A 24,710-nucleotide genomic window follows, 5' to 3' on the forward strand; every position below is an offset into this window, starting at 1 on the left:
CCCTCAACCGCCCATCTTGCTGAGCGCAAAGGCGGCCAGGAAGCCCGCCACCGTGATCAGGCCCGCGAAATCGTGGGCTTCTTCGAATGCTTCGGGAATCATGGTGTCGGCCAGCATGGCCAGGATCGCGCCGGCGGCCGTCGCCGTCGTCGCCGCCACCATGGCCTTGGACACGCCTTCGAAGAGCGTGAAGCCGGCCAGCGCCGCCAGGCCCGAGGCCAGCGCAATCCCGCCCCAGATGCCGAAGATGTAGCGCGGGCTGCGGCCCGCCTTCTTCATTCCCGCCGCGCTCGACAGGCCCTCCGGCACGTTCGAAAGAAAGATCGCGGTCACCGCCACCATGCTGACCTTGCCGCCGCCGAGCATCGACAGGCCGATCACGATCGATTCCGGAATCCCGTCGAGCAGGGCGCCGACGGCGATCGCTATGCCGCTGCCGCCGTGCTCGGCCTCGCTCGGCTGGCAGCCCGAGCGCTTGCGATGGCGCGCGCCGCCATGGGCCAGCCACCAGTTGGCCAGCGTGTACACCGCGGCGCCGCCCAGGAAGCCGAGCGCCGTGGCGGGAAAGCCGCCGGTGCGGAAGGCCTCGTCCATCAGTTCGAACGAGAGCGCCGAGATCAGCACGCCGCTGCCGAACGCCATCACCGCCGCCACCAGGCGCGCAGGCACCTTGAAGCGGTAACCGACCGCGGCGCCGACCAGCAGGGCCGCGCCCGCCACCAGGCCCCAGAATCCCGCCTGCAGCCATACGGGTATGTGTTCCATCGATTCGCCTCCTTTTGCCAAAATGTTACGCCGATGCGCGAAACGGCCGCGTTCGCATGAAGCAGCTTGCAGGCGGCCCGGCATAGGGCTGTGCTACATGGCTGTGCTACATTGCCGGTTTTGCACGGAGCAGCACATGATTTCACCCTCATTGGCCCGCATCGGCCTGCTCGTCCCCGCCTTCCTGCTCGCGGCCTGTTCGAGCCTGGTGCTCGACCCCGGTCCTGACGACGTCGCCTTCGTCGTGATCGGCGAAGATGGCGCGGCCACGGCGCGCCTGATCACCGCGGCGCCGGCCTGTCCACCGTTGATGGTCGACAACCGCGCCATGCCGATGCGCGTACGGGTGCCGAAGTCGGCGATTCCCGCGCGCCCCGGCCAGGCGCACATGCCGCCGTCGAGCGCGATGCTGGCCTGCGAGGCGCCGATCGCCGCGGGCGCCGTCACCGCCAGCGTGGCCGGTATCGCGCTTCCGGTGCCGAAGGCGGCGCCAAAACGCATCGTCGTCATCGGCGACACCGGCTGCCGCCTGAAAGGCAAGGAATTCCAGGACTGTAACGATACCCAGGCCTTTCCGTTCGCGCGCGTGGCCGCCGGCGCCGCGGCCTTCCAGCCCGACCTGGTGATCCACGTCGGCGACTACCACTACCGCGAAGATCCGTGCCCGGCCGGCCGCGCGGGTTGTGCCGGCAGCCCCTATGGCTACGGTTACGATGCCTGGGCCGCCGACTTCTTCACGCCGGCGAAGAAGCTGTTCGCGGCCGCGCCCTGGGTCCTGGCGCGCGGCAACCACGAGAACTGCAGCCGCGCGGGGCAGGGCTGGTGGCGCTGGCTCGACCCGCGGCCTTACCAGCCTGGGCGCGACTGCGATGCGCCCGCCAACGATGCCATCGGCGAGCACAGCGAACCGTATGCCGTGCCGCTCGGCGGCGGCGCCCAGCTGGTCGTGTTTGACACGGCCAACACCAGCTACAAGGGCCTGCCGACGTCCGACCCGCGCCGCGCGGCCTATGCCGACAGCCAGCGCAAGATCGCACGCCTGGCCGCACAGGCACGCTACAACATCGGCGTCGATCATCACCCGCTGTTCGCCTTCGGCGCCGAGCGCGACAAGAATACGCAGGAGATCAGGCTGTTCGGCGGCGACAAGGGCCTGCTCGACGCCTTCGGCGACGCCGATCCGGGCTACCTGCCGCGCTCCTTCGGCATGCTGCTATCGGGCCACGTGCACCTGTGGGAGCAGCTCAGTTTCGCCAGCACCCATCCGACCCAGTTCGTCTCGGGCTTTTCCGGCACGGCGGAGGACATCGTGCCGCTGCCTGCGACGCCGCCGACGGGCCAGACGCCGGCCCCGGGCGCCATCGTCGAACACATGAGCTCCTGGATCGACGGTTTCGGCTTCATGAGCATGGAGCGTACCGGGCCCGATAGCTGGCGCGTGCTGGTCCACGACCGTGACGGCCGCGAGCGCAATCGCTGCCTGGTCGAGGGCCGGAAATCGCGCTGCGAGCTTGCCCAAGTTCATTAAATGTAATGACATTGGCACGAATGTAGTTGCCATTAATATATATCTCAGGCAATATAGCCGGGTTGAGGGCGAGGCCGCCAGGCTGGGCTCTCGATCAGCGATGAGGCGCTCTTGCGTTTCTTTTTGTGCCCCCGGAGCCTTCCGGGGGCCGTTTTTTCGCGGGACGTGCACCGCCCGGTGCGCAGCAGTTCTCCCGCCCTCGAGGAGGATTCCTTATGCCCGACTACGCCGATCTCGGCTTGCAACTTGCCTGGCCGCTGGCCATCGCCCTGTCCTGGATGGCAGGCGAACTGATTTTCCGCTGGACCGCGCTGCCGCGCATCGCCGTGTACGGCGTCGCCGGCTTCGTGTTCGGCAACCTCGCGGCCGGCTACCTGCCGCCCTCCGAATCGAAGAACTTCATGCTGCTGGCGAACCTGGGCTTCGGCCTGATCCTGTTCGAGCTGGGCTACCGCATCAACCTGCGCTGGCTGCGCAATAACCCCTGGATCGTCGCCACCTCGCTTGCCGAAGCCGCACTGACCTTCGCCGCCGTGTACTGGGTGGCCACCGCCTGCGGCATGGAAGCCCTGCCGGCTGCGCTCACCAGTTCGCTGGCGATGTCGAGTTCGCCCGCCGGCCTGCTGCGCGTGCTGAACGAGCAGGGCGCCGCCGGCCAGGTCACCGAGCGCGCCATGCACCTGACCGCGCTGAATTGCGTGATGGCCGTGTTCACCTTCAACGTCGTGGTCGGGATCGGCGTGTTCCAGACTTCCGGCGACCTGCCGCACGCGGCCGGCAGCAGCCTGCTGGTGCTGTTCGCATCGAGCGTGCTGGGCGCGCTGTTCGGCGCCCTGGTGCCGCTCTGGCTGCGCCTGATCGACGCTGCCCGTGACGCCACGCTGGCGTTCGCGCTGGCCGTGGTCTTGCTGGTGGCCGTCACCCACGTGCTGCAGTTCTCGCCGGTGCTCGCGGCCCTGACCTTCGGCCTGGTCGCGCGCCATCGCCGCATCGCGCTGGCGCCGGCGCAACGCAACTTCGGCGTGCTGGGCGACCTGCTGGCGGTGTTGATGTTCTTTTTTGTGGCAACCAAGGTCGAGGTCGAGCACCTGGGCGGCGGCATCCTGCTCGGCGTGCTACTGGTACTGGTGCGCGGCCTGGTCAAGGTCGGCGTCTGTACCGCATTCGCACGCGTGTCCGGCATCTCGGCGCGCAAGGGCGCCTTGTCGGGCCTGGCCCTGACGCCGATTTCCGTGTTCGCGATCCTGCTGATGGAGCAGACGCGCTGGATCGGCGTCGACCTGTTCGACAGCCTGGCGCCGCTGGCGGCCGTGATGCTGCTGCTGGACGTGCTCGGCCCGGTGCTCACCCAGCGCGCCGTCGTCTGGGCCCATGAAACCCGTCACATCAAGGAGGCGTGAAGATGGCACTTCCACCATTCGCCCAATCCCAGTCGCTCACCATGGGCGTCGAACTGGAACTGCAGCTGGTCAGCCTGTCGGACTTCGACCTGGTTGCCGCCTCGCCCGACATGCTGGAACTGCTGGAGCGGGCACCTTTCCCCGGTAACGTCACGCCCGAGATCACCGAGAGCATGCTCGAGATTAATTCGAGCGTGCATACCCGGCACGGCGAACTGCTGGCCGAGCTGCGCGACATCCGCGACACGCTCCTGCGCGCCGGCGACCGCCTGAACGTCGGCATCTGCGGCGGCGGCACCCACCCGTTCCAGCAGTGGACCCAACGCAAGATCTTTTCCAAGCCGCGTTTCCGCGAAGTGTCGGCCCTATACGGTTATCTCGCCAAGCAGTTCACGGTCTTCGGCCAGCACGTGCACATCGGCTGCAAGTCGGGCGACGAAGCCCTGTTCCTGCTGCACGCCTTGAACCGCTACATCCCGCACTTCATCGCGCTCTCGAGTTCCTCGCCCTTTCTGCAGGGCAGCGACACCCAGTTCAACTCGGCGCGCCTGAATAGCGTCTTCGCGTTTCCCCTGTCGGGACGGGCGCCGTTCATCCTGAAGTGGGACGCCTTCGAGCGCGATTATTTCGCGCGCATGGAGAACACCGGCATCGTGCGCAGCATGAAAGACTTTTACTGGGACCTGCGTCCCAAGCCGGAATACGGCACCATCGAGCTGCGCGTCTGCGACACGCCGCTGACGGTCGAGCGCGCGGCCGCGCTGGCCTGCTACCTGCAGGCGCTGTGCCGCTATCTGCTGGAGGGGAACGAGCCGGCGCCGCTGGAAGACGACTACCTGGTCTACAACTACAACCGCTTCCAGGCCTGCCGCTTCGGTTTGGACGGCACGCTGGTGCATCCGCAGAAACACGAGACGATCTCACTGCGCGAAGACATTTTGACCACCTTGCGCCGCCTGGAACCGCATGCGAAGGCGCTGGGCAGCGAGGCGGCGCTGGAGCACATCTATAACGAGACGCATACCGGGAGCGATGCCCACATGCTGCGCGAGGCCCATGCAGAGGCGGGGAGTGCCGAGGGGATCGTCGACGCGGCGCTGCGACGGTTCCGGGTCGATATCGACTGAAAACAATGGGCTTCAAAATCCAGTATACAGGAATTCGTAATCCTATATACTGGAGGCATGGACATCAATCAGCTCATCGCCTCCCGCCTGCGTGAACTGCGCCTTGCGCAGGGCCTGACGCTGGCCGACCTGGCCGAACGGAGCGGCGTCAGCCGTTCGAACATCTCGCTCATCGAGCGCGGCGAAAGCAGCGCAACCGCGACGGTGCTTGACAAGCTGACAGGCGCGCTTGGCGTCACGCTGGCGTCGCTCTTCGAACAGGCGCCCGCCGAGCCCTCTCCCGTTGCGCGCCGCCAGGACCAGCCGGTGTGGACCGATCCGGACTCGGGCTATTCGCGCCGTAACCTCTCGCCGTCGGTGTACTCGCCGATCCAGCTGGTTGAAGTCGATTTCCCCGCACGGCAGCGGGTGACCTACGAAACCACGACGCGTAATCTCGAGATGCATCAGCAGGTGTGGATCATCGAAGGGACCATGGATATCACCGTCGGCGATACGCTCTGGCGTCTGGAGGCCGGCGATTGCATCGGCCTGCGGCTCGATCAGCCGCTCAGCTTTCACAACCCGAGCGATGATCCGGCGCGCTATCTCGTGGCGCTCGTCTCCCAGTCACACAAACCACCCAGGGAATCCAAGGCATGAATGGCGAGTTCATCACTTCTGTTCCAGGCCTTCACACGGAACGGCTCACGCTGCGCGAATATCGCCGCGAGGACTTCGACGCATTCGCAGCGCACCTGGCCGACCCGGTCAGCGCGGCCCACCTGGTCCCGGCCGACCGCCAGGCCGCATGGCGAATCTTCTGTTCACAGGCAGGACTGTGGCTGATACATGGCGCCGGATGGTGGACGGTCGAGGAAAAGCAGACCGGCCGCGTCGTCGGGAACGTCGGCGCGTTCTTTCGCGAGGACTCCACGGTGATGGAGCTCGGCTGGAATACCTATCGTGCTTTCTGGGGGCGGGGATTCGCGAACGAAGCGGCGGCGGCGGCCCTGCATCATGCGCTCGCTATCCGGCGTGAACCGAAAGTCCGGGCTGTCATCGCTCGCGCCAATGAATCGTCGCTGCGCGTTGCCAGGCGCCTGGGCCTGAGCTACGAGGCGGACACCGAGATATACGGCAAGGCGGTCGGCATTTATACGCGCGAGCGGGGAGGGTAAGTTGTTCAAGCCTGCAGGACTGCATGCAGAGGACCGTTTGAACCGCAATCCGGAAAACCTGCGCAGCATGGCCGCGATGTTGGTCGCGGTGGCCACGTTTTCGGTCAGGGACACGATCATGAAGCTGCTGGCTGCCCACTACCCGCCGATCCAGGTCGCCGCGCTGCGTTCGCTGGTGCCGCTGCCCCTGGTATTCGCCTGGGTCGCCTGGCGCGGGGCGCTGCGCTCCGTCCTGCAGGTCAACTGGCCTGTCCACCTGCTGCGGGCGGCGCTGGGCATCGCCATGCTGTCGCTCTTTGCCTTCGGCCTCAAGGACCGCCCGGGCCAAGCCCCGGGCCTGGCCTCGGCGTATACCATCTTGTTCATCGGGCCGATCCTGATTACCGCGCTGTCTGTCGTCATGCTCAAGGAGCGCGTCAGCCCGCAGCGCTGGATGGCGGTGGCGATCGGCATGGCCGGCGTGCTGGTGGTACTGCGCCCGGACGGCAACGGCTTCCTTACAATCGGCAGTATCGCCATCCTCGCAACGGCGGTGTGTTACGCGGTATCGGCCATCAGTGCCCGCATGCTGGCCCGCACCGACCGCATCGAACACATGATGTTCTGGCTGATGATCCTGATGGCCATCGGCGCCACAAGCCTCGCTGCCCCCGGCTGGGTGGCGATCGATCCGGCGCACGCACTGCTGTTGTGTGGGCTGGCCATCGGCGGCTTCTTTGGCCAGATGGCGCTGAACGAAGCCTTCGCCCGCGGCGAGGCGGCGCTCGTCGCGCCCCTCCAATACTCCGCGCTCGCCTGGGCTGTGGCGATCGACTGGATCCTGTGGCAAACCCTCCCCGATGGCACGACGCTGATTGGCGCGGCCATCATCATCGGCAGCGGCGTGTACATCCTGTACCAGGAGAAGGACCGGGTCGCGGCTGGACACCCCTGAACACCTGCAGCTTTCGGGACGCGATCGATTGAAGGCGAACAGGCTGCCTGCTTGGCATCGTATCGACAAGCTCGTACACTGCGTCGATGAAATCGACATCGACATGGATCTTCGCCGTGCTGGCATTGCTGCTGTCGGCGTGCACGAACGCCGACTCGCGCGAACGCACGGCGCCGAAGCCCTTCACCGACTTCGACGAGCTCATCTTCGAGCAGACCGCCTGCCTGTTCGACTGCGCGGCCTTCGAGCTTGCGGTGTTTGCCGATGGACGGGTGCTTCATACCGGCCCGACCTTCGACAATACCGGCGGTCCCCACGAATCGCGCATCGACGCGCGCGGCCTGGCCCGGATCGCGCAGGCGGTGCGCGAGGCGCGCCTCGACGAGATGCGCGGCAGCTACCAAGAAACGGCCGACGGCTGCGAGCACTGGTTCACCGACATGTCGACCCAGAGCGTGCGCGTGAACCGGCGCCAGGGCGCCCGCAGCGACTACGTCATCCTCTACGCCGGTTGCCTGGGGCCCACCGTCCCGACCCGGCGCATCAACGCACTGTTCAGCGCCGTCGACCAGGTCACGGGCACCGGCGCCTTGATCGAGCAGCGAAAGCGGGCACGCCGGCCGAATGCCGAGGCTGTCGAGCCGGCGAAATAGACCGCGGCTTGACAGCTGCGCCGGCCGGGCCTGGGTTCGAACCGCTTCAGGAGTCGCCCTTGATGCTGTATTTCTCGATCCGGTAGCGCATCGCGTCGCGCGACAGCCCCAGACTCTTCGCCGCCCGCGTGACGTTCCAGCGGGCCTGCCCTAGCGCTGCGAGCAAGTATTGGCGCTCCATGCCTTCGAGATTCATCTCCTGTCCCGGCAGGGCCGCCGGCGCGGCGGGCGCACTGGCGCGAACCGCAGGCGGCGGCAGCGGCAGGTGCTCCGCCGCGATGGCCTCACCCCTTGCCATCAGGGCGATCTGCTCGAGCATGTTACGCAGCTCGCGGACGTTGCCGGGCCAGTGCCAGGCGCGCAAGGCCCGTTGCGCACAGGGGGTGAAGAACAGCCCGGGCTTGCGGTACCGGGTTCCGTGCAGGGCGAGGAAGCTCCGCGCCAGGAGCAGGACGTCGTCGCCCCGGTCGCGCAGCGGCGGCACCTCGAACTGCACCATTTTCAGGCGGTAGTACAGGTCGGAGCGAAACCTGCCTTCCCGTACACGCTGCTGCAAGTCCTGGTTGGTTGCCGCGATCACGCGGAAATCGATGCGGTGTTCCTGCAGGCCGCCCAGGCGGCGCAGCTTTTTCTCCTCGAGTACCTTCAGCAGCTTGGCCTGCATCGGCAATTCGAGTTCCCCGATTTCGTCAAGGAACAGGGTGCCGCCGTCGGCCGCTTCGATCAGCCCGTACTTGCGTTCGCGGGCATCGGTGAAGGCGCCGCGTTCATGCCCGAACAGCTCGGCCTCGAGCATCTGCGGCGGGATGGATGCGCAGTTGATCTCGATGAAGGGCTGCGCCTTGCGCGCGCCTTCGAAGTGTACCGCCCGGGCCACGCATTCCTTGCCGGCCCCGGTCTCGCCAATGATCAGTACGGTCGGCAGATCGTTGTCCAGCACCAGCCGCTCCGCTTCGGCCAGACGGCGTATGGCTTCCTTCAGCGCCAGCATCGGGCCTGACTCACCGGACAGCTTGTCCAGTTCGCTCCCGCCGGGCTGGGCGGCCGGCCCGGCATGCGCAGGCGCGCCCGCCTGGCCGATGCCGAGTGCGCGGTCGACCAGCAGGCGCAACTCGCGCAGCACGACCGGCTTGCTCAGGTAATCGAAGGCGCCCAGTTTCATCGCCTGCACGGCCACCTTGACCGTGGCATCCCCGGTGATCATGATCACCTTGATGGCGCGATTCCGGGAGCGAATGCGCGACAGCACTTCCAGGCCGTCCATGCCGGGCAGGTGGAAGTCGAGCACGACCACGTCGGGCGGGGCGCCGTCGAGCCTCGCGATTCCCTCTTCGCCGGAATGCACCACGGTCGCCGCGTGCCCATGGCGTTCGAGATAGGTCTTGATGTTCTTGGCCAGCACCCGTTCGTCTTCGATGATGAGGATGGCGTGCGTCATCGTTCAGGCTCCGAGGAAGACGAGGGTGACCGCGGTTCCCGCGCCGGGCGTGCTGTCGATATGCAGGTCGCCGCCGAAGCGCCGCGCAATGCGCCGCACCAGGGTCAGGCCGACTCCCAGCCCGTCGGCCTTGGTCGTGTAGAAGGGCTGGCAGATGCGGCTGAGTTGCTCGGGCCCGATCCCGGCACCCGTGTCGCGCACCTCGATGGCGATCTGGCGTGTGTCCGGTTTGCTGCTGCAGGCAATGGCGATGGTGCCGCCGTCCGGCGGCATCGCCTCGAGCGCATTACAGATCAGGTTATTCAAGGCCTGGGTCAGCAGCGCGGCATTGGCCTGGATGTCCGGCAGTCCAGGCGGCACGCTCAGGTCGATGTTCACCTTGCGGCGTTTCAGTTCGCGCGTGAAACCCTCGATGCTGCGTTCGATGATCGGTCCGGGCGCCGTCGCTTCCTGGCGGTAGTCGGGAGGCGCCGAGTAGGTCAAGAGCTCGCGGATCCAGCGCTCGATGCGATGGACCTCGAGGATGATGTCGGTTGCCGCCTCGGCGTCCTCGGCCCGGGCCGTTTCCTGCCACAGCTCGGCCGACGACCTGATCGAGGCCAGCGGGTTGCGTATGCCGTGCGCGACGGCGGCAGCCATCTCTCCCAGGGCATCCATGGTCTCGGACTCGATCAGGCGTTCCTGCTGTGAGCGGATCAGGCGGTCCGCGCGCCGCACGATCCAGAACAGTACCGCGTAGAGGAACAACCCGCTACCGATCGAGGTGAGCCATGTGAGCGTGGTGCCCGCCTGAATCGCCCGTGTCAGCGCAATCGGGATGCGGTAGAGCTCGACGACCCCGACGACCGTCCTGGTGCCGGCGTCACGCAGGGGAATATACAGTTCGACAAAGCGGGCGCGCGATCCGCCCAGGTGATAGTGCTCGGCCTTTTGCCTGTGCCGGCCGCCGATCTCGCCGCTCTCGATCTCGAGCTGTCCCTTCAGCGCTTCGGCCAGCTCCGGATTGCCGCCGTACTTCCTCCCTTGCAGCCGCTTGTCGCTCGACCAGAGCAGGGTCGAATCGGTGGCGTACACATTGGCCCGCGCGACGTCGGGCATGGCGGCGACATGCTTGAGGAAGGCGGCCAGCCGCTCGACCATCTCGGGGTGGTCGAGCGAATAACCCTTGGCCAGTTCGGTCTCCATGACATTCTGGACGAAATCCCTGGTGACCTCGGCGTCGCGCTGAAGCAGGCGGTTGGTCAGGAAGCGCGACATGAGGGCGGCGGAGGCGATCGAGACGATGCAGATCGCGATCAGGCTCAGCAGCAGGAATCGACGCATGAGGTCGAACTGGCTGTGCGATTCAGTCTCCAGGCGAGGCATGGTCGTCCGATCCCTCTACGTTGAACCCCGCTTGGCGCCGGGGCGGCCGGCATTGCAAGGACAGCGCGTGCTGTCAATACAATGCTGCTTGCATGATACTCCCGCCCGCTGCGCTATCCCATCGTTTTATGTGCATCTTTGCAAGTGTGTTCAGTTGCCAACAAGATTCACGGCAGTCTGGACAGGAACACGGCGTGTGCGCCGTTGGGGGAAATCACGCAACGAGTGGGTGTAATGCCCCAATTAGTTTTTCCCAGGCAAGACAAACAGCGCGCCATGCCAGGTCCTGCCCCGTACACGCACCGCGCCATGTCTGGCACGGGTATTGCTGACATCGACCGTATCAACGCCGTTACGGCCGCATCCCGCCGCCGTCGACCAACTCGAGGAGAGATCGATGAACCTGCACCCGCCAGCCGTATTGAGCACCTTATCGCCCGCATTGCCCTGGCACGGGCGCAAGCGCAGCTGCAAGGCGGCTGCCGCGGCCCTCTGCCTCTGCCTGCTCTCTCTCTATGGCGGCCAGGCGGCGGCAGCCTCGTCCGAAGGCTGCGAAGGCGGCGGATTCACGGTGCTGGGCCTGAGAGGGCCGGTCGAGCGCACCGTCGCGGCGAATGCACTCGGGAGCGGGAACCTGATTGCCGTGCGCGGCAAGTACGTCGAGTTCGACATCGACAAGCGTACTTTCGGGATCCTGAACTACACCCTGACCGGCGCGCCGAACCGGCTCGACCTTACCGGCGGCCGCCGCACGCGGGTCTTCGACAGCAAGCGTCCCGACCATCGCGGCCTGGTACTGACGAGCGCAGTGGAGCTCGAACTGGACGGGGAATCGCTGCTCATCCTGCGCGAAGGACCGGGCCTGACCATGAAGATCCAGGCCAAGGACTGCGCCACCGGCGGCGTGTTCCAGATGGAGCCGGAACGGGCCGACCAGTCCCGGACCAGGTTCACGCACGTGCTGTCCGCCGAAGCGTTTTATTTCGATAACGGTAACTTCCGCGCACGCGAAGGCGATATCGTTCCGTACAAGGACACGACGATCGAGGTGCCGTCGCGCATCAACTTCGCCAACAACTTTTCGCGCAAGTTCGTCGGCCGCGACAGCGCGCAGGTGGCGGAGCGGGTGGACGAACCGCGCTGCAGCAACGCCATTCGTACGCGCACCGGTGTCGAGACGGTCCTGCATTGCGGCAGGGTGTCGACCTGGCTGGTGGCCAGCGGCGGGCGCATGGGGCAGGTCATGGGCGAGGATGCCGTCGAAGTGGCGCCGCCGGCGACGGTCTGCGTCCGGAAATGCCGCGCGCAGAACCGGGTGCGCGGACGCGCGGTCGTGCTGGGCTTCCCGTTCCCGGTGCCGGTCGAGCAACAACTGAAACCGCCGTTTCCCTGATGCGGTCACGGTTCAGAGTGATTCAGGACGTCCTGAATTGTGCCGGCGGACCCCTAAGACGCTCAAACAGGCACATTTGCCCGGCCTCGTGCCGGGCTTTTTTTGCACTCAGAGTTGTGCCAGCGGCACCTGCGCGCCGGCTTCGTCGGCAGCAAGCAGGGTGATCAGGCGCCCCAGATCCTGCTCCAGCCGGCGCAACGTCGCCTCGTCCAGGCTCGAGAGAGCATCCGGCAGCACGCCGGCAAACGGCATCGGCGCGCTCTTCAGCAGCGGCTCGGCCGCGGGCAGGGCGCGCAGGGCGACCCCGCGGCGATCAAAACCTTCGCGCGCGGCCGAGACCAGGCCGCGCTGCGTGAGCGTGCGCACCAGGTTGCTGGCCGTCGACTGGTGGATGTCGAGCGACCGGGCCAGTTCCGTCACGCCGATGCCGGGCGACTGCGCGATCACCGACAGCGCCCACAGCTGCGCGCCGCCGAGACCGGCTTCGCGCTCGACCTGGCGGAAGTGGGTTTTCACGGAGTTGAAAACGATGCGGAACTGGCGCAGCACGCGCGTGGCGGGCTCGGTCGCCGGATCGGCAGAGTCTGGCTGCGGGGTTTCCGCAGAGATGGATTGTAAAGACATTGTGACATCATAGCGGAAAGTACAAGCTGCCGCGAGCTCGGCAGCGCTTGGCGTGGCCCGCGGTCCACATGTGCGCCCCATGTGCGGAGGGTGCCGTCGGCTATACTGCGCATGCCAGATCAATTTAGCAAGGAAAATAGTGGACCAGGACGAGAAGACCGAGAGTGGGATTCGGCAGCAGGCGAGGGATTTGTTCGGCAGCGCAGGCGGGAGGGCGAAGGCCGGGGTGCGCCAGGCGCATGGCTTCCTGTCCGGGCGGCCGCGCCGGCAGCAGGTGCTGATCGTCGGCCTGGCCTCATTCGTGGTGCTGCTCGCCGCCTTTATCGCCTATCTGATCATCCTGATTCCGCTCACGCCGGGCGTCGACGACCTGAAGCAGGTCACCAGCGCGCGCCCGAGCACGATCCTGTCCGCCGACGGCAAGGAGCTCGGCAGCTTCGAGCAGGGCCTGCAGGAGCGCGTGAAACTGTCGCAGATCTCGCCGCACGTGATCACGGCCCTGATCGCGACGGAAGACCACCGCTTCTACGACCACCACGGGGTCGACTTCACGCGTATCGGCGGCGCCATGCTCGCCAGCCTGAAGGGCGATGCGCAAGGCGGCTCAACGATCACCCAGCAGCTGGCGCGCAACATGTTCCCGGAAGAGATCGGGCGTGCGCGCAGCATCAACCGCAAGCTGAAGGAACTGATCACCGCGATCAAGATCGAGAACACCTACAGCAAGACCGAGATCCTCGAGGCCTACCTCAACACGGTGCCTTTCCTGTACAACGCGCGCGGCATCGAGATGGCGGCGCGTACCTATTTCGGCAAGCCGGCGTCGAAACTGGACGTGCTGGAAGCGGCGACCCTGGTCGGCATGCTGAAAGGGACCTATTACTACAATCCCGTCACCAATCCGGAGCGCTCGCTGGCGCGCCGCAACGTGGTGCTGGGCCAGATGCTCAAGCGCGGCGCCTTCAACGAGGCGCGCTACAAGGCGCTCGTGAAGCGGCCGCTGCGCCTGGATTTCGAACGCCAGCTTGAACGCAGCGGACGCGACAACCACTTCACCGCCTACGTGCGCAAGTGGCTGCTCGAGTGGGCCAACGAAAACGACTACGACCTCGAACTGGACGGCCTGGTGGTGCAGACCACGCTCGATACCAACCTGCAGGAAGCGGCCCTGCGCGCCGTCGAGAAGCAGGCCGGCGCGTTGCAGGCCGTGGCCGACGTGGAATGGGCCAATCCGACGCCGCCCGGTTCGACCTCGATCGGCACCTATACCTCCATGCGCAGCAGCATCGCGCCCTTCGACTACTACTGGCACACCCACGGCGCCCAACTGGACGCATTTGTCCGCGAAACGCCTGACTACCGCAAGGCGGTGGACGGTGGAGAGGCGCCGGCAGCGGCGCTCAAGCGCATCAAGGCCGACCGCAGCTTCATGCGCCGCCTGAAGGAAGCCAAGTCGCGCCTGGAAGCGGGCTTCGTCGCCATCGATCCGGCCACCGGCGAAGTGAAGGCCTGGGTCGGCAGCCGCGACTTCGCGCGCGACCAGTTCGACCACGTGGCCCAGGCCGCGCGCCAGCCGGGATCGACCTTCAAGCCCTTCGTGTACGGCGCGGCGCTCGAAAACGGCATCCCGCCCGAGCAGCCCTACGTCGACGCCGTGATGGATATCCGCGCCGCCGACGGCACGGTCTGGCGCCCGACCGACATGTCGGGCACCACGGGGCGCCAGATGACGATGCGCGACGGCCTGGTGTATTCGAAGAACACGATCACGGCCCAGGTGATGCGCGACGTCGGCTTGCCGCCGGTGGTCAAGCTGGCCCAGAACCTCGGCATCCGCCAGAGCAAGCTGTCCCAGGTGCCTTCGCTGGCCCTCGGTACCAGTCCGGTGACCCTGCTCGAGATGGTCAGCGGCTATGCGTCGATCGCGGCCCAGGGCGAATACCGCAAGCCGGTCTTTGTCCGCCGCATCAGCGACCGCGACGGCAACGTGATCGCCGACTTCGGCGCCAATGCGCCCGAGCGCGCGATGTCGGCGGCGTCGAGCGCGACCCTGATCGACATGCTGCGCGGCGTCGTCAACCGCGGCACCGGCACGGCCGTGCGCTACCGCTTCGGCATCAACGGCGACGTCGCAGGCAAGACCGGCACCACCCAGAACAACGCCGACGGCTGGTTCATCCTGATGCACCCGAACCTGGTGGCGGGCGCCTGGGTCGGCTTCAACGACAACCGCGTCACCATGCGCTCGAGCTACTGGGGGCAGGGCGGCCATAACGCGATCCTGCTGGTCGGCGACTTCTTCAGGAGCGCGCTGGACGCCGGCAAGATCGACCGCGATGCGCTGTTCCCGGGAGGCCGGCCGCCGGCGCCGGTGCGCGCGCGCGAGGAGGAGCCGGAAGAGGAATTCATCCAGCCGGGCGACCTGGTCGAGGGCATGCCGGCCGATGCGCCGCAGCCGGAGGAACCGGCCGCGGACGAGGCCGAGGAAGTCGAGGACGCGCCGATGGAAGGCGTGCCGCCGCCACCGCCGACGCCCGTTCCGACGCCGTTGTATTAATGCTGACTGTGGCGGCATGGCCCGCGGCCTGGCGAAACGGTGCGGCATGCACCGGCATGTAACGCGGGCATGCCCGCCCTACGTTACGCACCGATACGGGTTGTAGAAGCCCGGGACGGTGGTGCACCGTAGGGCGCGCATGCCCGCGGGTTTTTCCCGGTTCAAAGGATCGGCGTCCCGCCCGTCACGGCAATCCGCGCACCCGAAATATAGCTGGCCTGATCCGACGCCAGCAGCACATACACCGGCGCCACTTCCGCCGGCTGCCCCGGCCGCTTCATCGGCACCTGCTGCCCGAAACTCTCCACCTGGTCCGGCGGCATGGTCGACGGAATCAGCGGCGTCCAGATCGGCCCCGGCGCCACCGAATTCACGCGGATGCCTTTTTCCGCCAGCAGCTGGGCCAGGCCCGCCGTGAAGTTGGCGATCGCGCCCTTGGTGGCGGCATAGGCCAGCAGGGTCGGTTTCGGGTTGTCGGAGTTGATCGAGGTGGTGTTGATGATGCTGGAGCCGGGCCGCATGTGCTTCACCGCCGCTTTGCAGATGTGGAACATGGCCGTGATGTTGACCTGGAAGGTGTAATCCCATTCCTCGTCCGGGATCTCCTCGATCGCGTCGTGGCTCATCTGGAAGGCGGCGTTGTTCACGAGGACGTCGATGCGGCCGAATTCCTGCACCGCGCGCTCGACGATGGCGCGGCAGTGGGCGGGCTCCGCCAGTTCGCCCGGCATCAACACGGCGCGCCGGCCCGCTTCCTCGACCAGGCGCGCCGTTTCCTTCGCGTCATCGTGTTCGTTCAGGTAGGCGATCAGGACGTCCGCGCCTTCGCGCGCAAAGGCGAGGGCGACGGCGCGGCCGATGCCGCTGTCGCCGCCCGTGATCACGGCCGCCTTGCCGGCCAGCTTGCCGGAACCCTGGTAGCTCGTTTCGCCGTGGTCGGCCTTCGGGGTGAGTCCGGATTCGCGTCCGGGCGGCTGCTGTTGCTGCGTGGGCATATTCATCGCGCTGCTCCTTGTCTGGTGATGGAGCCAGCCATGCTAGCCCACGCCCGGCCGGCCCGGCGCGCGTTCCCCGAAGCCCCGTCAGGCGCCCTCAGCTGCCCTGGTGCAGGCTGCGCAGCGAGGCCGGCTGGCGCGCGCGCGGACCCTCGGGCAGGTCCGGCGCACTTGGTTCGACCGCTTCCTGCAACAGCAGTTGCTGCGCGCGCGGGGCGGTCGAGATGCCGAGGTCGGCGAACATCTGCATCGAGGCCAGGATGAGCGCCTGCTGGGTGTTCATGAACAGGTCGTAATTGGCGTCGAGGATGGTGTAGACGATCTCCCACTCGATGTAGTCCTGGGTGTACTTGCTCAGGTGGGCGCGGTCGAAGCGCACCTTGTCCTGGCGGCCGATGAATTCGGCGATCGCGGTCGGCACCCTGGCCGCCACCGAGGCCGGCGTGTCGGGGTGGGCGCGCAGGTTGAAGACGATGCGGCGCGTGACCATACGCTTGAAGTTCGAGACCGTCGACTTCAGCAGCTCGGCGTTCGAGACGATGATCTGTTCGCCGCTGGCGGCGCGCAGGCGCGTCGTCTTCAGCCCGACCTTCTCGACCGTGCCCGAGGTGCTGGACGTCGAGATGAAGTCGCCGACCTCGAAGGGCTTGTCGATCGCGATCGAGAGCGAGGCGAACAGGTCGCCGAGCACGTTCTGCACGGCCAGGGCGATGGCGATACCGCCGATCCCGAGGCTGGCCACAAAAGTAGTGATGTTGATGCCGAGGTTGGCCAGCAGGGCCAGCGCGAAGATCACCCAGACGCTGGTCTGCAGCACCCAGATGATCAGGGTGTGGGCTACCGTGACCTGGCTGTCGGCGGATGCATGTTCATGGGTGCGGAAGTAGCGGCGCGCAGTGACCTTGATCGCGCTGTGCAGGTAGATCGCCAGCTGCAGGCCCAGGGTCAGGAACCACAGGTGGCTGACGCGCGCATTCCAGGGCGGCGGCAGGTCGAGCGCCGACAGGCCGATCAGGATGCTGGTGGCCAGCACCACGATGTTGCTGGTGCGCGCGAGGGTCTTGCGCAGGACTTCGGCGACGGGACGGTGCGCATGTTCGTCCGACAGCTTGTCGAGGCGGCGCCGGAACAGCATCAGCAGGCCGTGGATGGCGACGAAGCTGGCGACCGCGAGGGACAGCGCGAACAGGGCATTGGGCAGGGTGATGTCGAGGGATGCGACAAAGGCGCGGATATCCACTTTGGGCTCCTTTTTTTATGGAAGAGGGGGCGCAAGGGCGCGCAAGGGTACACGGGTTCCGGCTGCAGGTCGCCGAATGGCGGCGTAGGGAACACTACGGCGTGGCCGCGGGGCGAACCCGCGGCCAGGGCGGACGCATGGCGTCCGGGAAGGCTCGAACTTACTTGCGGTTCTTCAGGTGCTGGCGCACGGCTTCGGCCGAGACACCGACTTCGGCAACGGCGCGTTCCAGCTCTTCGCGCGAGACGCCCAGAGCCTCGGTCCAGTGGCGCACTTCCCACTCTTCGTGCACGTTGATGCGGCTGCGGTCCTGTTGACCGGCTTTTTGCAGATTGTCGGACATGATGGGCTCCTATTGACGAGTTTGAATTGAATATGCCACTGCCGGACGCTCTCGTCGGTTAAGCATTTCACCTTGTGCCCGCATTGCTCGGTTGCAGCTCAGCCGGCAGAAAGTTCCCGCTCATCAGCTTAGGAAATTGATCGGAATCAGCCCAGCCGTAATCAGAGCCTCGGACATTGCCAGGCTGACTCATCAGTCAGCACTTCGTCAGGCAGCCTCGTGAAGATCGATGGGTGAGCCGTGCACTACCTTGGTGCAATTTGGCAACTAACCCGGAGGCCGCACATGAAAACCCAGCCACAGCGCCCACGTCAACCTTCCTTCACCCGCAATGTGCTTGCCGCTGCCGTCGGGGCAGCCCTGCTGGCCGCCTGTCAGTTTCCGGGCGGCGTCGACCAGCTGAGCGACCTGCGCGGCGCCACCCGCGATTACACGGTCGAGCTGCGCGAAGGCACCAACATGGCCGCCAGCCCGTCGCCGGACGGCAGCCGCATCGTGTTCTCGGCCCAGGGCGCGCTCTGGGTCATGCCGGCTGCCGGCGGGCGCGCGACCCGCATCACCGACTGGCAGCTCGAGCCGACGGCTCCCGTCTGGTCGCCCGACGGCAAGCGCATCGCCTTCCAGAACTACGCGCCGGAGGGCAACTTCCACATCTGGACCATCAGCCCGGACGGACGCCACGCGCGCGAACTGACCGAAGGCCCATATGACGACCGCGAACCGGCCTGGCTGCCCGACGGCAGCGGCCTGGTGTTTTCGTCCGACCGCAGCCGCGACGGCCAGTACAAGATCTGGCGCGTGGGCGCCGGCGGCGGCGCGCCGAGCCAGGTCACGACCGGCCCCGGAGCCGAGAGCAACCCGGTGGTCTCGCCCGACGGCACGCGCCTGGCCTATGTCGACGGTACGAACGTGCTGACGGCTCCCCTTGCCGGCGGCGCGCCGACGATCGTCGCTCCCGGCACCGCGCCCGCGTGGACGCCGCTTGGTGACGCCCTGGTCTACCAGAACGCGGCGCGCCAGTTGGTCGTGGGCGGCACGCAGGTCACGACCGACGAGGATATCTTTCCGTTCCCGGTGCGCTTCCTGCCGGACGGCCGCTTCCTCTACACCGCCGATGGCCACATCCGCACCCGCGCTGCGAATGGCAGTGCACCTGCCGACATCGCCTTCAGCGCCGAACTGAAACTGCGGCGCCCGAGCTTCGAGCGCCGCAAGGACCGCCATTTCGACGACTTCAAGCGGCGCCCCGTGCGCGGCATCAGCGCGCCCGTGCTCTCGCCGGACGGACGCAGCATCGCCTTTGTCGCCCTGAACGACGTCTGGACCATGCGCATCGGCGAAGCGCCGGTGCGCCTGACCGAGGACCCCGACCGCGACGCCAATCCGCAGTGGACGCCTGATGGCAGCGCGATTTATTTTTCCTCGGAGCGCGGCAACGCCGGCCAGCTCGCGGTCGACCGCATCGACCTTGCCAGCCGCACCCGCACGCGCCTGGCCGCGATTCCCGGGCGCTCGCTGGTCACGCCCAAGCTCTCGCCCGACGGCACGCGCCTGGCCTACACGACCCTGTCCGGACAGCTGGAAATCCGGACCCTGGCGACAGGCGTGTCGGAGGTGATCATCCCATCGGTCAGCACCCAGGTCAGCACGCCGCAGTGGACGCCGGACGGCCAGCGCATCCTGCTGGTCGATAACGAGCGCATCAACAACCGCTTCCGCGAGGGCTACAACAAGCTGCGCGTGATCGACCTCGCCACCCGCACCGGCACCTTCTACGCGGTCGCACCCGAGCCGCGCCAGATCGCCGAGCGCGACGAGGGCGCCGCTGCCTTGTCGCCCGACGGGACCAAGGTCGCCTTCATCATGGACTCGCGCCTGCACGTGATGCCGCTCGGGTCGGATGGCGCACCCGCCGGCCCGGCGCGCCAGGTCAGTGAGGACATGGCCGACCTGCCGGCCTGGGGCGGCGATTCCCAGACCATCCTCTACAAATCGGCCGAGCGCGTGCGCACCGTGCGCTTCGATGGCAGCGGCACGCGCGACATTCCGGTCAAGCTCCATTGGCGCCAGGCGGTGCCGGCGGCACGCACGGTGGTGCATGCCGGCGCCCTGTGGGACGGCGTGGGGACGAGCCTGCGGCACGACGTCGACGTCGTCATCGAGGGCAACCGCATCGTCTCGGTCGCGCCCCACGCCGAACATGATCCCGACGTGCGCGTGGTCGACGCCAGCGGCCTGACCGTGATGCCGGGCCTGATCGAAACCCACCTGCACCCGCTGACCCTGTACCAGGGTGGCCAGTTCGGCCAGATCGCCCAGTTGATGCTCTCCTACGGGATCACGACCGCGCAATCGGTGGCCGGCCCGCTGCACCAGAGCATCGAGATGCGCGAAGCGCTCGAGGCCGGCAACCTGATCGGGCCGCGCCTGTTCGTCTCGCCGCCGCTGTGGGAAGGCAACCGCCTGTTCTACAGCTTCGCGCGCACCCTGCGCACGCCGCAGATCGCCGACATCGAGATCGCCAAGGCCAAGCGCTTCGACGTCGACTTCCTGAAGAGCTACGTGCGTGCGCCGATCCCGGTCATGGCCCGTATCGCGCAAGGCGCGCAGGACCTCGGCATCCCCAGCGGCACGCACATGGTGCAGCCGGGCGCGGCGACCGGCCTGGCCGGCACCACCCACCTGTCGGCGACCCAGCGCATGGGCTACGGCTGGTCGAAGTCCTTTGTGCGCGCGATTACCTACCAGGATGCGGCCGACGTCTACGGCAAGGCCGATTTCCACCTGATCGATACCCTGTTCTCGGCCGGCGCGCTGGCCGGGCTGGATCCGGCCATCGTTACCGATCCGCGCTTCATCCTGGTGCCGCCGAACTTCGTGCCGGGCCTGCAGAACGCCCAGCCGCCGACCGCCGCCCAGCTGGCGAGCATCGTCAACGACGCCACCCAGCAGGCCAAGGTCAAGGCCGCCGGCGCCCTGGTTGCGAACGGCACCGACTCGCCGCTGGTGGTGCCGGGCATCTCCCTGCACCTGAACATGCGCGGCGCTGCACTGGTGCAGGGCAACCTGGCCGCGCTGTATTCGGTGACGCGCGACGCCGCCCGCATGGCCCTGGTTGGCGAGGACCTGGGCACGGTCGAGAAGGGCAAGCTGGCCGACCTGATCGCGGTGCGCGGCAACCCGCTGCTTGATCTGCGCGCCGCCGCCGCGGTGCAGGTGGTGCTCAAGAACGGGCGCGTCTTCACCCAGGACGACATCCTCGCCCCGGCGCGCACCCCGGCCCAGATCGAGGCGCGGCGCCTGGCGCTGGCGGCGCAGGAGACGCTGTGCCGGGATGAGCCGGAGCATTGCGAGGAGCCGGGAGGGCATGCGCACTGAGCTGGGAACCCGCCGCATTGAAATCGTGCAATTAAATGTTGGCTCCTCGATGGTGTTTCAGGTACGCTTGTCGAATCGGCACTATTGAGGAGCATCGCTATGTCTTATCAAACGTCCCAACCCGAGCGCAGCGCGGTCGACGCGCTGCCCGGGATCGTCGCCCTCGACTTCGGCACCAACTGGTGCGGCTACTGCCGCGCCGGCGAGCCGCACATCGCGGGAGCCCTGAAGGAACAGCCCGCCGTCCAGCACATCCAGGTCGAGGATGGTCCCGGCCGTCCGCTCGGGCGCTCCTTCAAGATCAAGCTGTGGCCCACCGTCGTGGTCCTGAAGGACGGGGTCGAAGTGGCCCGCGTCACCCGTCCCGACAGCGTCGACGAAGTCCGTGAAGCCCTGAACAAGGCGGTGAGCGCATGAGCCAGACGATGAAGCAACCCGCCAACAAAGCGCGTACCGTCCTGTTCGCGAGCCTGATCGGCACCACCATCGAATTCTTCGATTTCTACATCTACGCCACCGCCGCCGTGCTGGTGTTCCCGAAACTGTTCTTCCCGGCCGCCGATCCGGCGGCCGCCACGCTGCAATCCTTCGCCACCTTCGCCATCGCCTTCTTCGCGCGTCCGGTCGGCTCGGCCCTGTTCGGCCACTTCGGCGACCGCATCGGCCGCAAGGCCACCCTGGTCGCGGCCCTGCTGACCATGGGTATCTCGACCATCGTGATCGGCCTGCTGCCGACCTATGCCTCGATCGGCACCCTGGCGCCGCTGCTGCTGGCGCTGTGCCGCTTCGGCCAGGGCCTGGGCCTGGGCGGCGAATGGGGTGGAGCCGTGCTGCTCGCCACCGAAAACGCGCCGCCGGGCAAGCGCGCCTGGTACGGCATGTTCCCGCAGCTGGGCGCGCCGATCGGCTTCCTGCTGTCGGGCGGCACCTTCCTGATCCTGACCCAGACCCTGACCGACGCCCAGTTCTTCGGCTGGGGCTGGCGCATTCCCTTCCTGGCCAGCGCGCTGCTGGTCGCCGTCGGCCTGTATGTGCGCCTGAAGATCCACGAGACGCCTGACTTCCAGGCGGTGCTGGACAAGGGCGAACGCGTGAAAGTGCCGTTCCTCACCGTCTTCAAGGACCACGGCCGCGCGCTGCTGCTGGGCACCCTGATGGCCACATCGACCTTCGTGCTGTTCTACCTGCTCACCGTGTTCGCGCTGAGCTGGGGCACGACCGGCCTGCATTACTCGCGCACCCAGTTCCTGCTGCTGCAGCTGGGCGCCGTGGTCTTCTTCGGCCTCCTGATCCCGCCGTCGGCCGTGATCGCCGACCGCTTCGGCCGGCGCGCCGCGATGATCGGCGTGACGGTGGCGATCATGGTCTTCGGCCTGACCTTCGGCGCGCTGTTCGTGGCCGACAACCTGGTGAAAGCCGGCCTGTTCCTGGTGATCGGCCTGTCGCTGATGGGGCTGACCTACGGCCCGCTCGGCACGCTGCTGGCCGAGCTGTTCCCGCCGGCGGTGCGCTACACCGGTTCCTCGCTGACCTTCAACCTGGCCGGCATCCTCGGCGCCTCGCTGGCACCGTATATCGCGACCTCGCTGGCGAAGGACTACGGCATCGAGTACGTCGGCTATTACCTGACCGGCGCAGCGCTGCTGAGCCTGATCGCGCTGATGCTCACGAAGGGCACGAGCACGCAAACGGCAGCGAAGGTCGGCACGACGGCGGCCTGATTGGAAAGTGCGGCGAAGCTGAGGGAATGGGCGCGCAGGATCAAGCGCAACGGCGTCACCCTCTGGTTCGCCTGCAAGCATCCCGGCACCCCGATGGCGGCGAAGCTGCTCGGCTTCGTCGTCGTCGCCTACGCCCTCAGTCCGATCGACCTGATCCCGGACTTCATTCCGGTGCTGGGCTACCTCGACGACGTGATCCTGCTGCCGGTGCTGATTTGGATGGCCGTGCGCCTGATTCCGGCAGGCGTGCTGGCCGAATGCAGGGGCAAGGCGGAGGACTGGATGGCGGCCGAAGGACGCAAGCCGCGCAGCGCCTGGGGCATCGTGTTCGTCGTCGTAGTCTGGCTGCTGGCCGGCTGGGCGATCTGGCGCTACCTGTTGATCTAGGCGAGCGGTGGGCACGGGGCGCCCACCCTACCTGAGCCGTAGGGTGGGCGCCCCGTGCCCACCATGCCCGAACGCCTCACACTGACGGCAGCAGCTTGTCGTCGTCCTTCTTATCGGACCGGACCGACGCCAGCCGGTCCACCGCGATCAAACCCTCCGCCGCCGCGTGCGAGGCCGCGAACACGCTGTCCGGCGCCAGGAACAGCTGGGTGCCGGTGCTGCTGACTTCCTCGATCAGCTTGTCGAGCGCCTCGATCCGCATCGGGTCCGGATTCACGTTGCGGATATAGATCATCCGAACTTGCTTGGGATGGCGCCGCACGATCTCGGCATAGATTTCCGGGTCCTTCTCGCCGCTGTCGCCGATCAGCACGAACTGCATGTCGGGGTAAAAGCTCAGGATCAGTTCGATTTTCTCCAGCTTGTGATTGCCATGTTTCGTCAGCTTGAAGACGTCGCGCATGCCCAGCTCGCGCAGCAGCAGCGGGCCGACGGGGATGCCCTGCAGGCGCAGGAAGTCGACCAGGAAGCCGAACAGGTGCCAGGGGCTGCTCGACACGTAGAACAGCGGATTGTCCTCATTGCCGCCGGCGCCGTCGCGTAGCGCGCGGTAGAAGGCGGCCACGCCCTTGAAGGGTTTGCGGGTATGGGCGTTGGTGCGCGCCATCATCAGGGCCATGTTCAGCTTGTTGGTGACGTTCGTCCACAGCACCGTGTCGTCGATGTCGCTGATGATGCCGAAGCGGGCCGTGGCACTCGGCACGAAGGCTTCGGCGGATGCGCGGATCGGCTGGCCGTCGGCGCCTTTCCACTCGGGCAGCTCGAGCGCGATCCGGTGCGATCCGCCGGCCAGCGGCGCGGCGGGCAGGATCTCGAATTCGAAATAGCCGCCGCTGTCGGTCACGGTGTCAAAACGCCGGCCGTCGAACTGCGCCACCACGCGCGCGCCGGCCACCTCGTCCGATTCGAGCCGGTGGTACAGCGCGACCAGGTTGCTCCAGCTGCTGTCCTGGCCGGTCTGCTCGCGGAAACTGGCCTCGTCCAGCACCCGGCCCTTGATCCAGAGTTTATTCGCATTGCCGAAGCCGAGGTAGGGCAGGACCAGCAGCGGGCGGTCGCTTCCGGCCTGGCGCAGGCGGTGGAGGGCACGTGTGGCGCGCGTGGCGAACTGGCCGGCCACGCCGGCCAGGCGTTCGTGCAGGGCAGGCACATGCGGGACCGGCTGCGGCGGCTCGGCCGCAGGTGCCGCAGGAATGGCGGCGGCAACCGGATGCTCGATCCAGAGCCGCTGCGCCGGCAGTCCCAGGCCCTGCAAGGTGCGCTCGAATTCGCCGGAGAGCGCGGCGGGGAGGGCCGCCGGCAGGACTTGTACGCTTGCGCCGGATGCGGCCAGCTGCGCGATCTCGTCCGCCGTCGCCACACCCGGATTCAGGAACAGGGCGGCGCGGCCGGGCAGCTCGCGCGCCGCGAGGTCGGCAAAGCCGTCGCGGGTCAGGATCAGGAAAGCGGATTCAAGGCTCATCGGCTACGGGCGTCGTGGATGCGGAACGCCAGTATCGCGTACTGGCCAGGATGGCAACGCACGACTGGCCGCCTGCGCACTGTGCACGCTAGCGCACAGTCCGATGTCGAAGAACAGGGCATACTCCAGTTATTGTCTTCTTGTTACGCTTTTATCGGATTCGCATTTCAACCTGTCTTC

General features: G+C 67.0%; 21 protein-coding genes. 13 read left to right on the forward strand and 8 right to left on the reverse strand.

The window, feature by feature from the left end; translation table 11 throughout:
- Window positions 1-3: 3 nt before the first annotated feature.
- Window positions 4-765: a ZIP family metal transporter gene (locus C2862_RS06740; protein ID WP_136219335.1), complete on the reverse strand. Its 762-nt coding sequence runs from the start codon at window positions 763-765 to the stop codon at window positions 4-6.
- Window positions 766-901: 136 nt separating this feature from the next.
- Here C2862_RS06740 and C2862_RS06745 point away from each other — a divergent pair, with 136 nt between their 5' ends.
- The 7 genes from C2862_RS06745 (at window position 902) to C2862_RS06775 (ending at window position 7,567) form a co-directional block, all read left to right on the forward strand.
- The gene (locus C2862_RS06745) at window positions 902-2,293 is read left to right on the forward strand and encodes a metallophosphoesterase (protein ID WP_229467316.1); all 1,392 of its coding nucleotides are present in this window, start codon (window positions 902-904) and stop codon (window positions 2,291-2,293) included.
- 215 nt (window positions 2,294-2,508) lie between these two features.
- The gene (locus C2862_RS06750) at window positions 2,509-3,693 is read left to right on the forward strand and encodes a cation:proton antiporter (RefSeq protein WP_136219336.1); all 1,185 of its coding nucleotides are present in this window, start codon (window positions 2,509-2,511) and stop codon (window positions 3,691-3,693) included.
- A gap of 2 nt (window positions 3,694-3,695) precedes the next feature.
- Window positions 3,696-4,820 carry a YbdK family carboxylate-amine ligase gene (locus C2862_RS06755; protein WP_136219337.1) on the forward strand — a complete coding sequence of 375 codons (1,125 nt, stop codon included), beginning with the start codon at window positions 3,696-3,698 and terminating at the stop codon, window positions 4,818-4,820.
- A gap of 57 nt (window positions 4,821-4,877) precedes the next feature.
- On the forward strand, window positions 4,878-5,462 hold the full coding sequence (locus C2862_RS06760; RefSeq protein WP_136219338.1) for a helix-turn-helix domain-containing protein: 585 nt from the start codon (window positions 4,878-4,880) through the stop codon (window positions 5,460-5,462).
- Window positions 5,459-5,980: a GNAT family N-acetyltransferase gene (locus C2862_RS06765; protein WP_136219339.1), complete on the forward strand. Its 522-nt coding sequence runs from the start codon at window positions 5,459-5,461 to the stop codon at window positions 5,978-5,980. The genes C2862_RS06760 and C2862_RS06765 overlap by 4 nt, the downstream gene beginning before the upstream one ends.
- Window position 5,981: 1 nt before the next feature.
- Window positions 5,982-6,914, forward strand: a complete 933-nt coding sequence (locus C2862_RS06770; protein ID WP_307723537.1) for a DMT family transporter — start codon at window positions 5,982-5,984, stop codon at window positions 6,912-6,914.
- 86 nt (window positions 6,915-7,000) lie between these two features.
- The gene (locus tag C2862_RS06775) at window positions 7,001-7,567 is read left to right on the forward strand and encodes a DUF6438 domain-containing protein (protein WP_136219340.1); all 567 of its coding nucleotides are present in this window, start codon (window positions 7,001-7,003) and stop codon (window positions 7,565-7,567) included.
- 46 nt (window positions 7,568-7,613) lie between these two features.
- On the opposite strand, the gene C2862_RS06780 is transcribed toward C2862_RS06775, so the two are convergent.
- Both C2862_RS06780 and C2862_RS06785 read right to left on the reverse strand, forming a co-directional pair.
- Complete coding sequence (locus C2862_RS06780) at window positions 7,614-9,005, reverse strand: sigma-54 dependent transcriptional regulator (protein ID WP_136219341.1); 1,392 nt, start codon at window positions 9,003-9,005, stop codon at window positions 7,614-7,616.
- 3 nt (window positions 9,006-9,008) lie between these two features.
- Window positions 9,009-10,370: a sensor histidine kinase gene (locus C2862_RS06785; RefSeq protein WP_136219342.1), complete on the reverse strand. Its 1,362-nt coding sequence runs from the start codon at window positions 10,368-10,370 to the stop codon at window positions 9,009-9,011.
- A 397-nt stretch (window positions 10,371-10,767) separates the two neighbouring features.
- Between C2862_RS06785 and C2862_RS06790 the strand changes: the two genes are divergently transcribed.
- A complete protein-coding gene (locus C2862_RS06790) occupies window positions 10,768-11,763 on the forward strand; it encodes a hypothetical protein (RefSeq protein WP_229467317.1) in 996 nt (331 codons plus the stop codon).
- A gap of 108 nt (window positions 11,764-11,871) precedes the next feature.
- Here C2862_RS06790 and C2862_RS06795 read toward each other — a convergent pair whose 3' ends face one another.
- Complete coding sequence (locus tag C2862_RS06795) at window positions 11,872-12,387, reverse strand: MarR family winged helix-turn-helix transcriptional regulator (protein WP_136219343.1); 516 nt, start codon at window positions 12,385-12,387, stop codon at window positions 11,872-11,874.
- Window positions 12,388-12,577: 190 nt separating this feature from the next.
- Between C2862_RS06795 and C2862_RS06800 the strand changes: the two genes are divergently transcribed.
- Window positions 12,578-14,944: a penicillin-binding protein 1A gene (locus C2862_RS06800; RefSeq protein WP_373888246.1), complete on the forward strand. Its 2,367-nt coding sequence runs from the start codon at window positions 12,578-12,580 to the stop codon at window positions 14,942-14,944.
- Between the two features lie 161 nt (window positions 14,945-15,105).
- Here the strand turns inward: C2862_RS06800 and C2862_RS06805 are convergent, their stop codons facing one another.
- From C2862_RS06805 to C2862_RS06815, 3 genes are all read right to left on the reverse strand, one after another.
- Complete coding sequence (locus C2862_RS06805) at window positions 15,106-15,945, reverse strand: glucose 1-dehydrogenase (RefSeq protein WP_136219345.1); 840 nt, start codon at window positions 15,943-15,945, stop codon at window positions 15,106-15,108.
- Window positions 15,946-16,036: 91 nt separating this feature from the next.
- Window positions 16,037-17,179, reverse strand: coding sequence for a mechanosensitive ion channel family protein (locus tag C2862_RS06810; RefSeq protein ID WP_136219346.1), 1,143 nt, complete (start codon window positions 17,177-17,179; stop codon window positions 16,037-16,039).
- A 160-nt stretch (window positions 17,180-17,339) separates the two neighbouring features.
- Window positions 17,340-17,522: a DUF3606 domain-containing protein gene (locus tag C2862_RS06815; RefSeq protein WP_136219347.1), complete on the reverse strand. Its 183-nt coding sequence runs from the start codon at window positions 17,520-17,522 to the stop codon at window positions 17,340-17,342.
- 285 nt (window positions 17,523-17,807) lie between these two features.
- Between C2862_RS06815 and C2862_RS06820 the strand changes: the two genes are divergently transcribed.
- The 4 genes from C2862_RS06820 to C2862_RS06835 all read left to right on the forward strand — a co-directional run bounded on the left by C2862_RS06820 (window position 17,808) and on the right by C2862_RS06835 (window position 23,008).
- Window positions 17,808-20,900, forward strand: coding sequence for a PD40 domain-containing protein (locus C2862_RS06820; RefSeq protein WP_136219348.1), 3,093 nt, complete (start codon window positions 17,808-17,810; stop codon window positions 20,898-20,900).
- Window positions 20,901-20,999: 99 nt separating this feature from the next.
- The gene (locus C2862_RS06825) at window positions 21,000-21,317 is read left to right on the forward strand and encodes a thioredoxin family protein (RefSeq protein WP_136219349.1); all 318 of its coding nucleotides are present in this window, start codon (window positions 21,000-21,002) and stop codon (window positions 21,315-21,317) included.
- 8 nt (window positions 21,318-21,325) lie between these two features.
- Complete coding sequence (locus C2862_RS06830) at window positions 21,326-22,621, forward strand: MFS transporter (RefSeq protein ID WP_136219385.1); 1,296 nt, start codon at window positions 21,326-21,328, stop codon at window positions 22,619-22,621.
- Window positions 22,622-23,008 (forward strand): YkvA family protein, encoded by a 387-nt coding sequence (locus C2862_RS06835; protein WP_229467318.1) that lies wholly within the window; start codon window positions 22,622-22,624, stop codon window positions 23,006-23,008.
- A 76-nt stretch (window positions 23,009-23,084) separates the two neighbouring features.
- Here C2862_RS06835 and C2862_RS06840 read toward each other — a convergent pair whose 3' ends face one another.
- On the reverse strand, window positions 23,085-24,530 hold the full coding sequence (locus C2862_RS06840) for an App1 family protein (RefSeq protein ID WP_136219350.1): 1,446 nt from the start codon (window positions 24,528-24,530) through the stop codon (window positions 23,085-23,087).
- Window positions 24,531-24,710 lie beyond the last annotated feature (180 nt).

Source organism: Massilia sp. Mn16-1_5, from assembly GCF_004798585.1.
In the GTDB taxonomy this organism is placed as follows: Bacteria; Pseudomonadota; Gammaproteobacteria; order Burkholderiales; family Burkholderiaceae_D; genus Telluria.

Bases quoted from the DNA above. Each gene is read 5' to 3' on its own strand.
- C2862_RS06740 (WP_136219335.1), bottom strand. From the start codon at position 765: ATGGAACACATACCCGTATGGCTGCAGGCGGGATTCTGGGGCCTGGTG.
- C2862_RS06745 (WP_229467316.1), top strand. From the start codon at position 902: ATGATTTCACCCTCATTGGCCCGCATCGGCCTGCTCGTCCCCGCCTTC.
- C2862_RS06750 (WP_136219336.1), top strand. From the start codon at position 2,509: ATGCCCGACTACGCCGATCTCGGCTTGCAACTTGCCTGGCCGCTGGCC.
- C2862_RS06755 (WP_136219337.1), top strand. From the start codon at position 3,696: ATGGCACTTCCACCATTCGCCCAATCCCAGTCGCTCACCATGGGCGTC.
- C2862_RS06760 (WP_136219338.1), top strand. From the start codon at position 4,878: ATGGACATCAATCAGCTCATCGCCTCCCGCCTGCGTGAACTGCGCCTT.
- C2862_RS06765 (WP_136219339.1), top strand. From the start codon at position 5,459: ATGAATGGCGAGTTCATCACTTCTGTTCCAGGCCTTCACACGGAACGG.
- C2862_RS06775 (WP_136219340.1), top strand. From the start codon at position 7,001: ATGAAATCGACATCGACATGGATCTTCGCCGTGCTGGCATTGCTGCTG.
- C2862_RS06780 (WP_136219341.1), bottom strand. From the start codon at position 9,005: ATGACGCACGCCATCCTCATCATCGAAGACGAACGGGTGCTGGCCAAG.
- C2862_RS06785 (WP_136219342.1), bottom strand. From the start codon at position 10,370: ATGCCTCGCCTGGAGACTGAATCGCACAGCCAGTTCGACCTCATGCGT.
- C2862_RS06790 (WP_229467317.1), top strand. From the start codon at position 10,768: ATGAACCTGCACCCGCCAGCCGTATTGAGCACCTTATCGCCCGCATTG.
- C2862_RS06795 (WP_136219343.1), bottom strand. From the start codon at position 12,387: ATGTCTTTACAATCCATCTCTGCGGAAACCCCGCAGCCAGACTCTGCC.
- C2862_RS06805 (WP_136219345.1), bottom strand. From the start codon at position 15,945: ATGAATATGCCCACGCAGCAACAGCAGCCGCCCGGACGCGAATCCGGA.
- C2862_RS06815 (WP_136219347.1), bottom strand. From the start codon at position 17,522: ATGTCCGACAATCTGCAAAAAGCCGGTCAACAGGACCGCAGCCGCATC.
- C2862_RS06820 (WP_136219348.1), top strand. From the start codon at position 17,808: ATGAAAACCCAGCCACAGCGCCCACGTCAACCTTCCTTCACCCGCAAT.
- C2862_RS06825 (WP_136219349.1), top strand. From the start codon at position 21,000: ATGTCTTATCAAACGTCCCAACCCGAGCGCAGCGCGGTCGACGCGCTG.
- C2862_RS06830 (WP_136219385.1), top strand. From the start codon at position 21,326: ATGAAGCAACCCGCCAACAAAGCGCGTACCGTCCTGTTCGCGAGCCTG.
- C2862_RS06840 (WP_136219350.1), bottom strand. From the start codon at position 24,530: ATGAGCCTTGAATCCGCTTTCCTGATCCTGACCCGCGACGGCTTTGCC.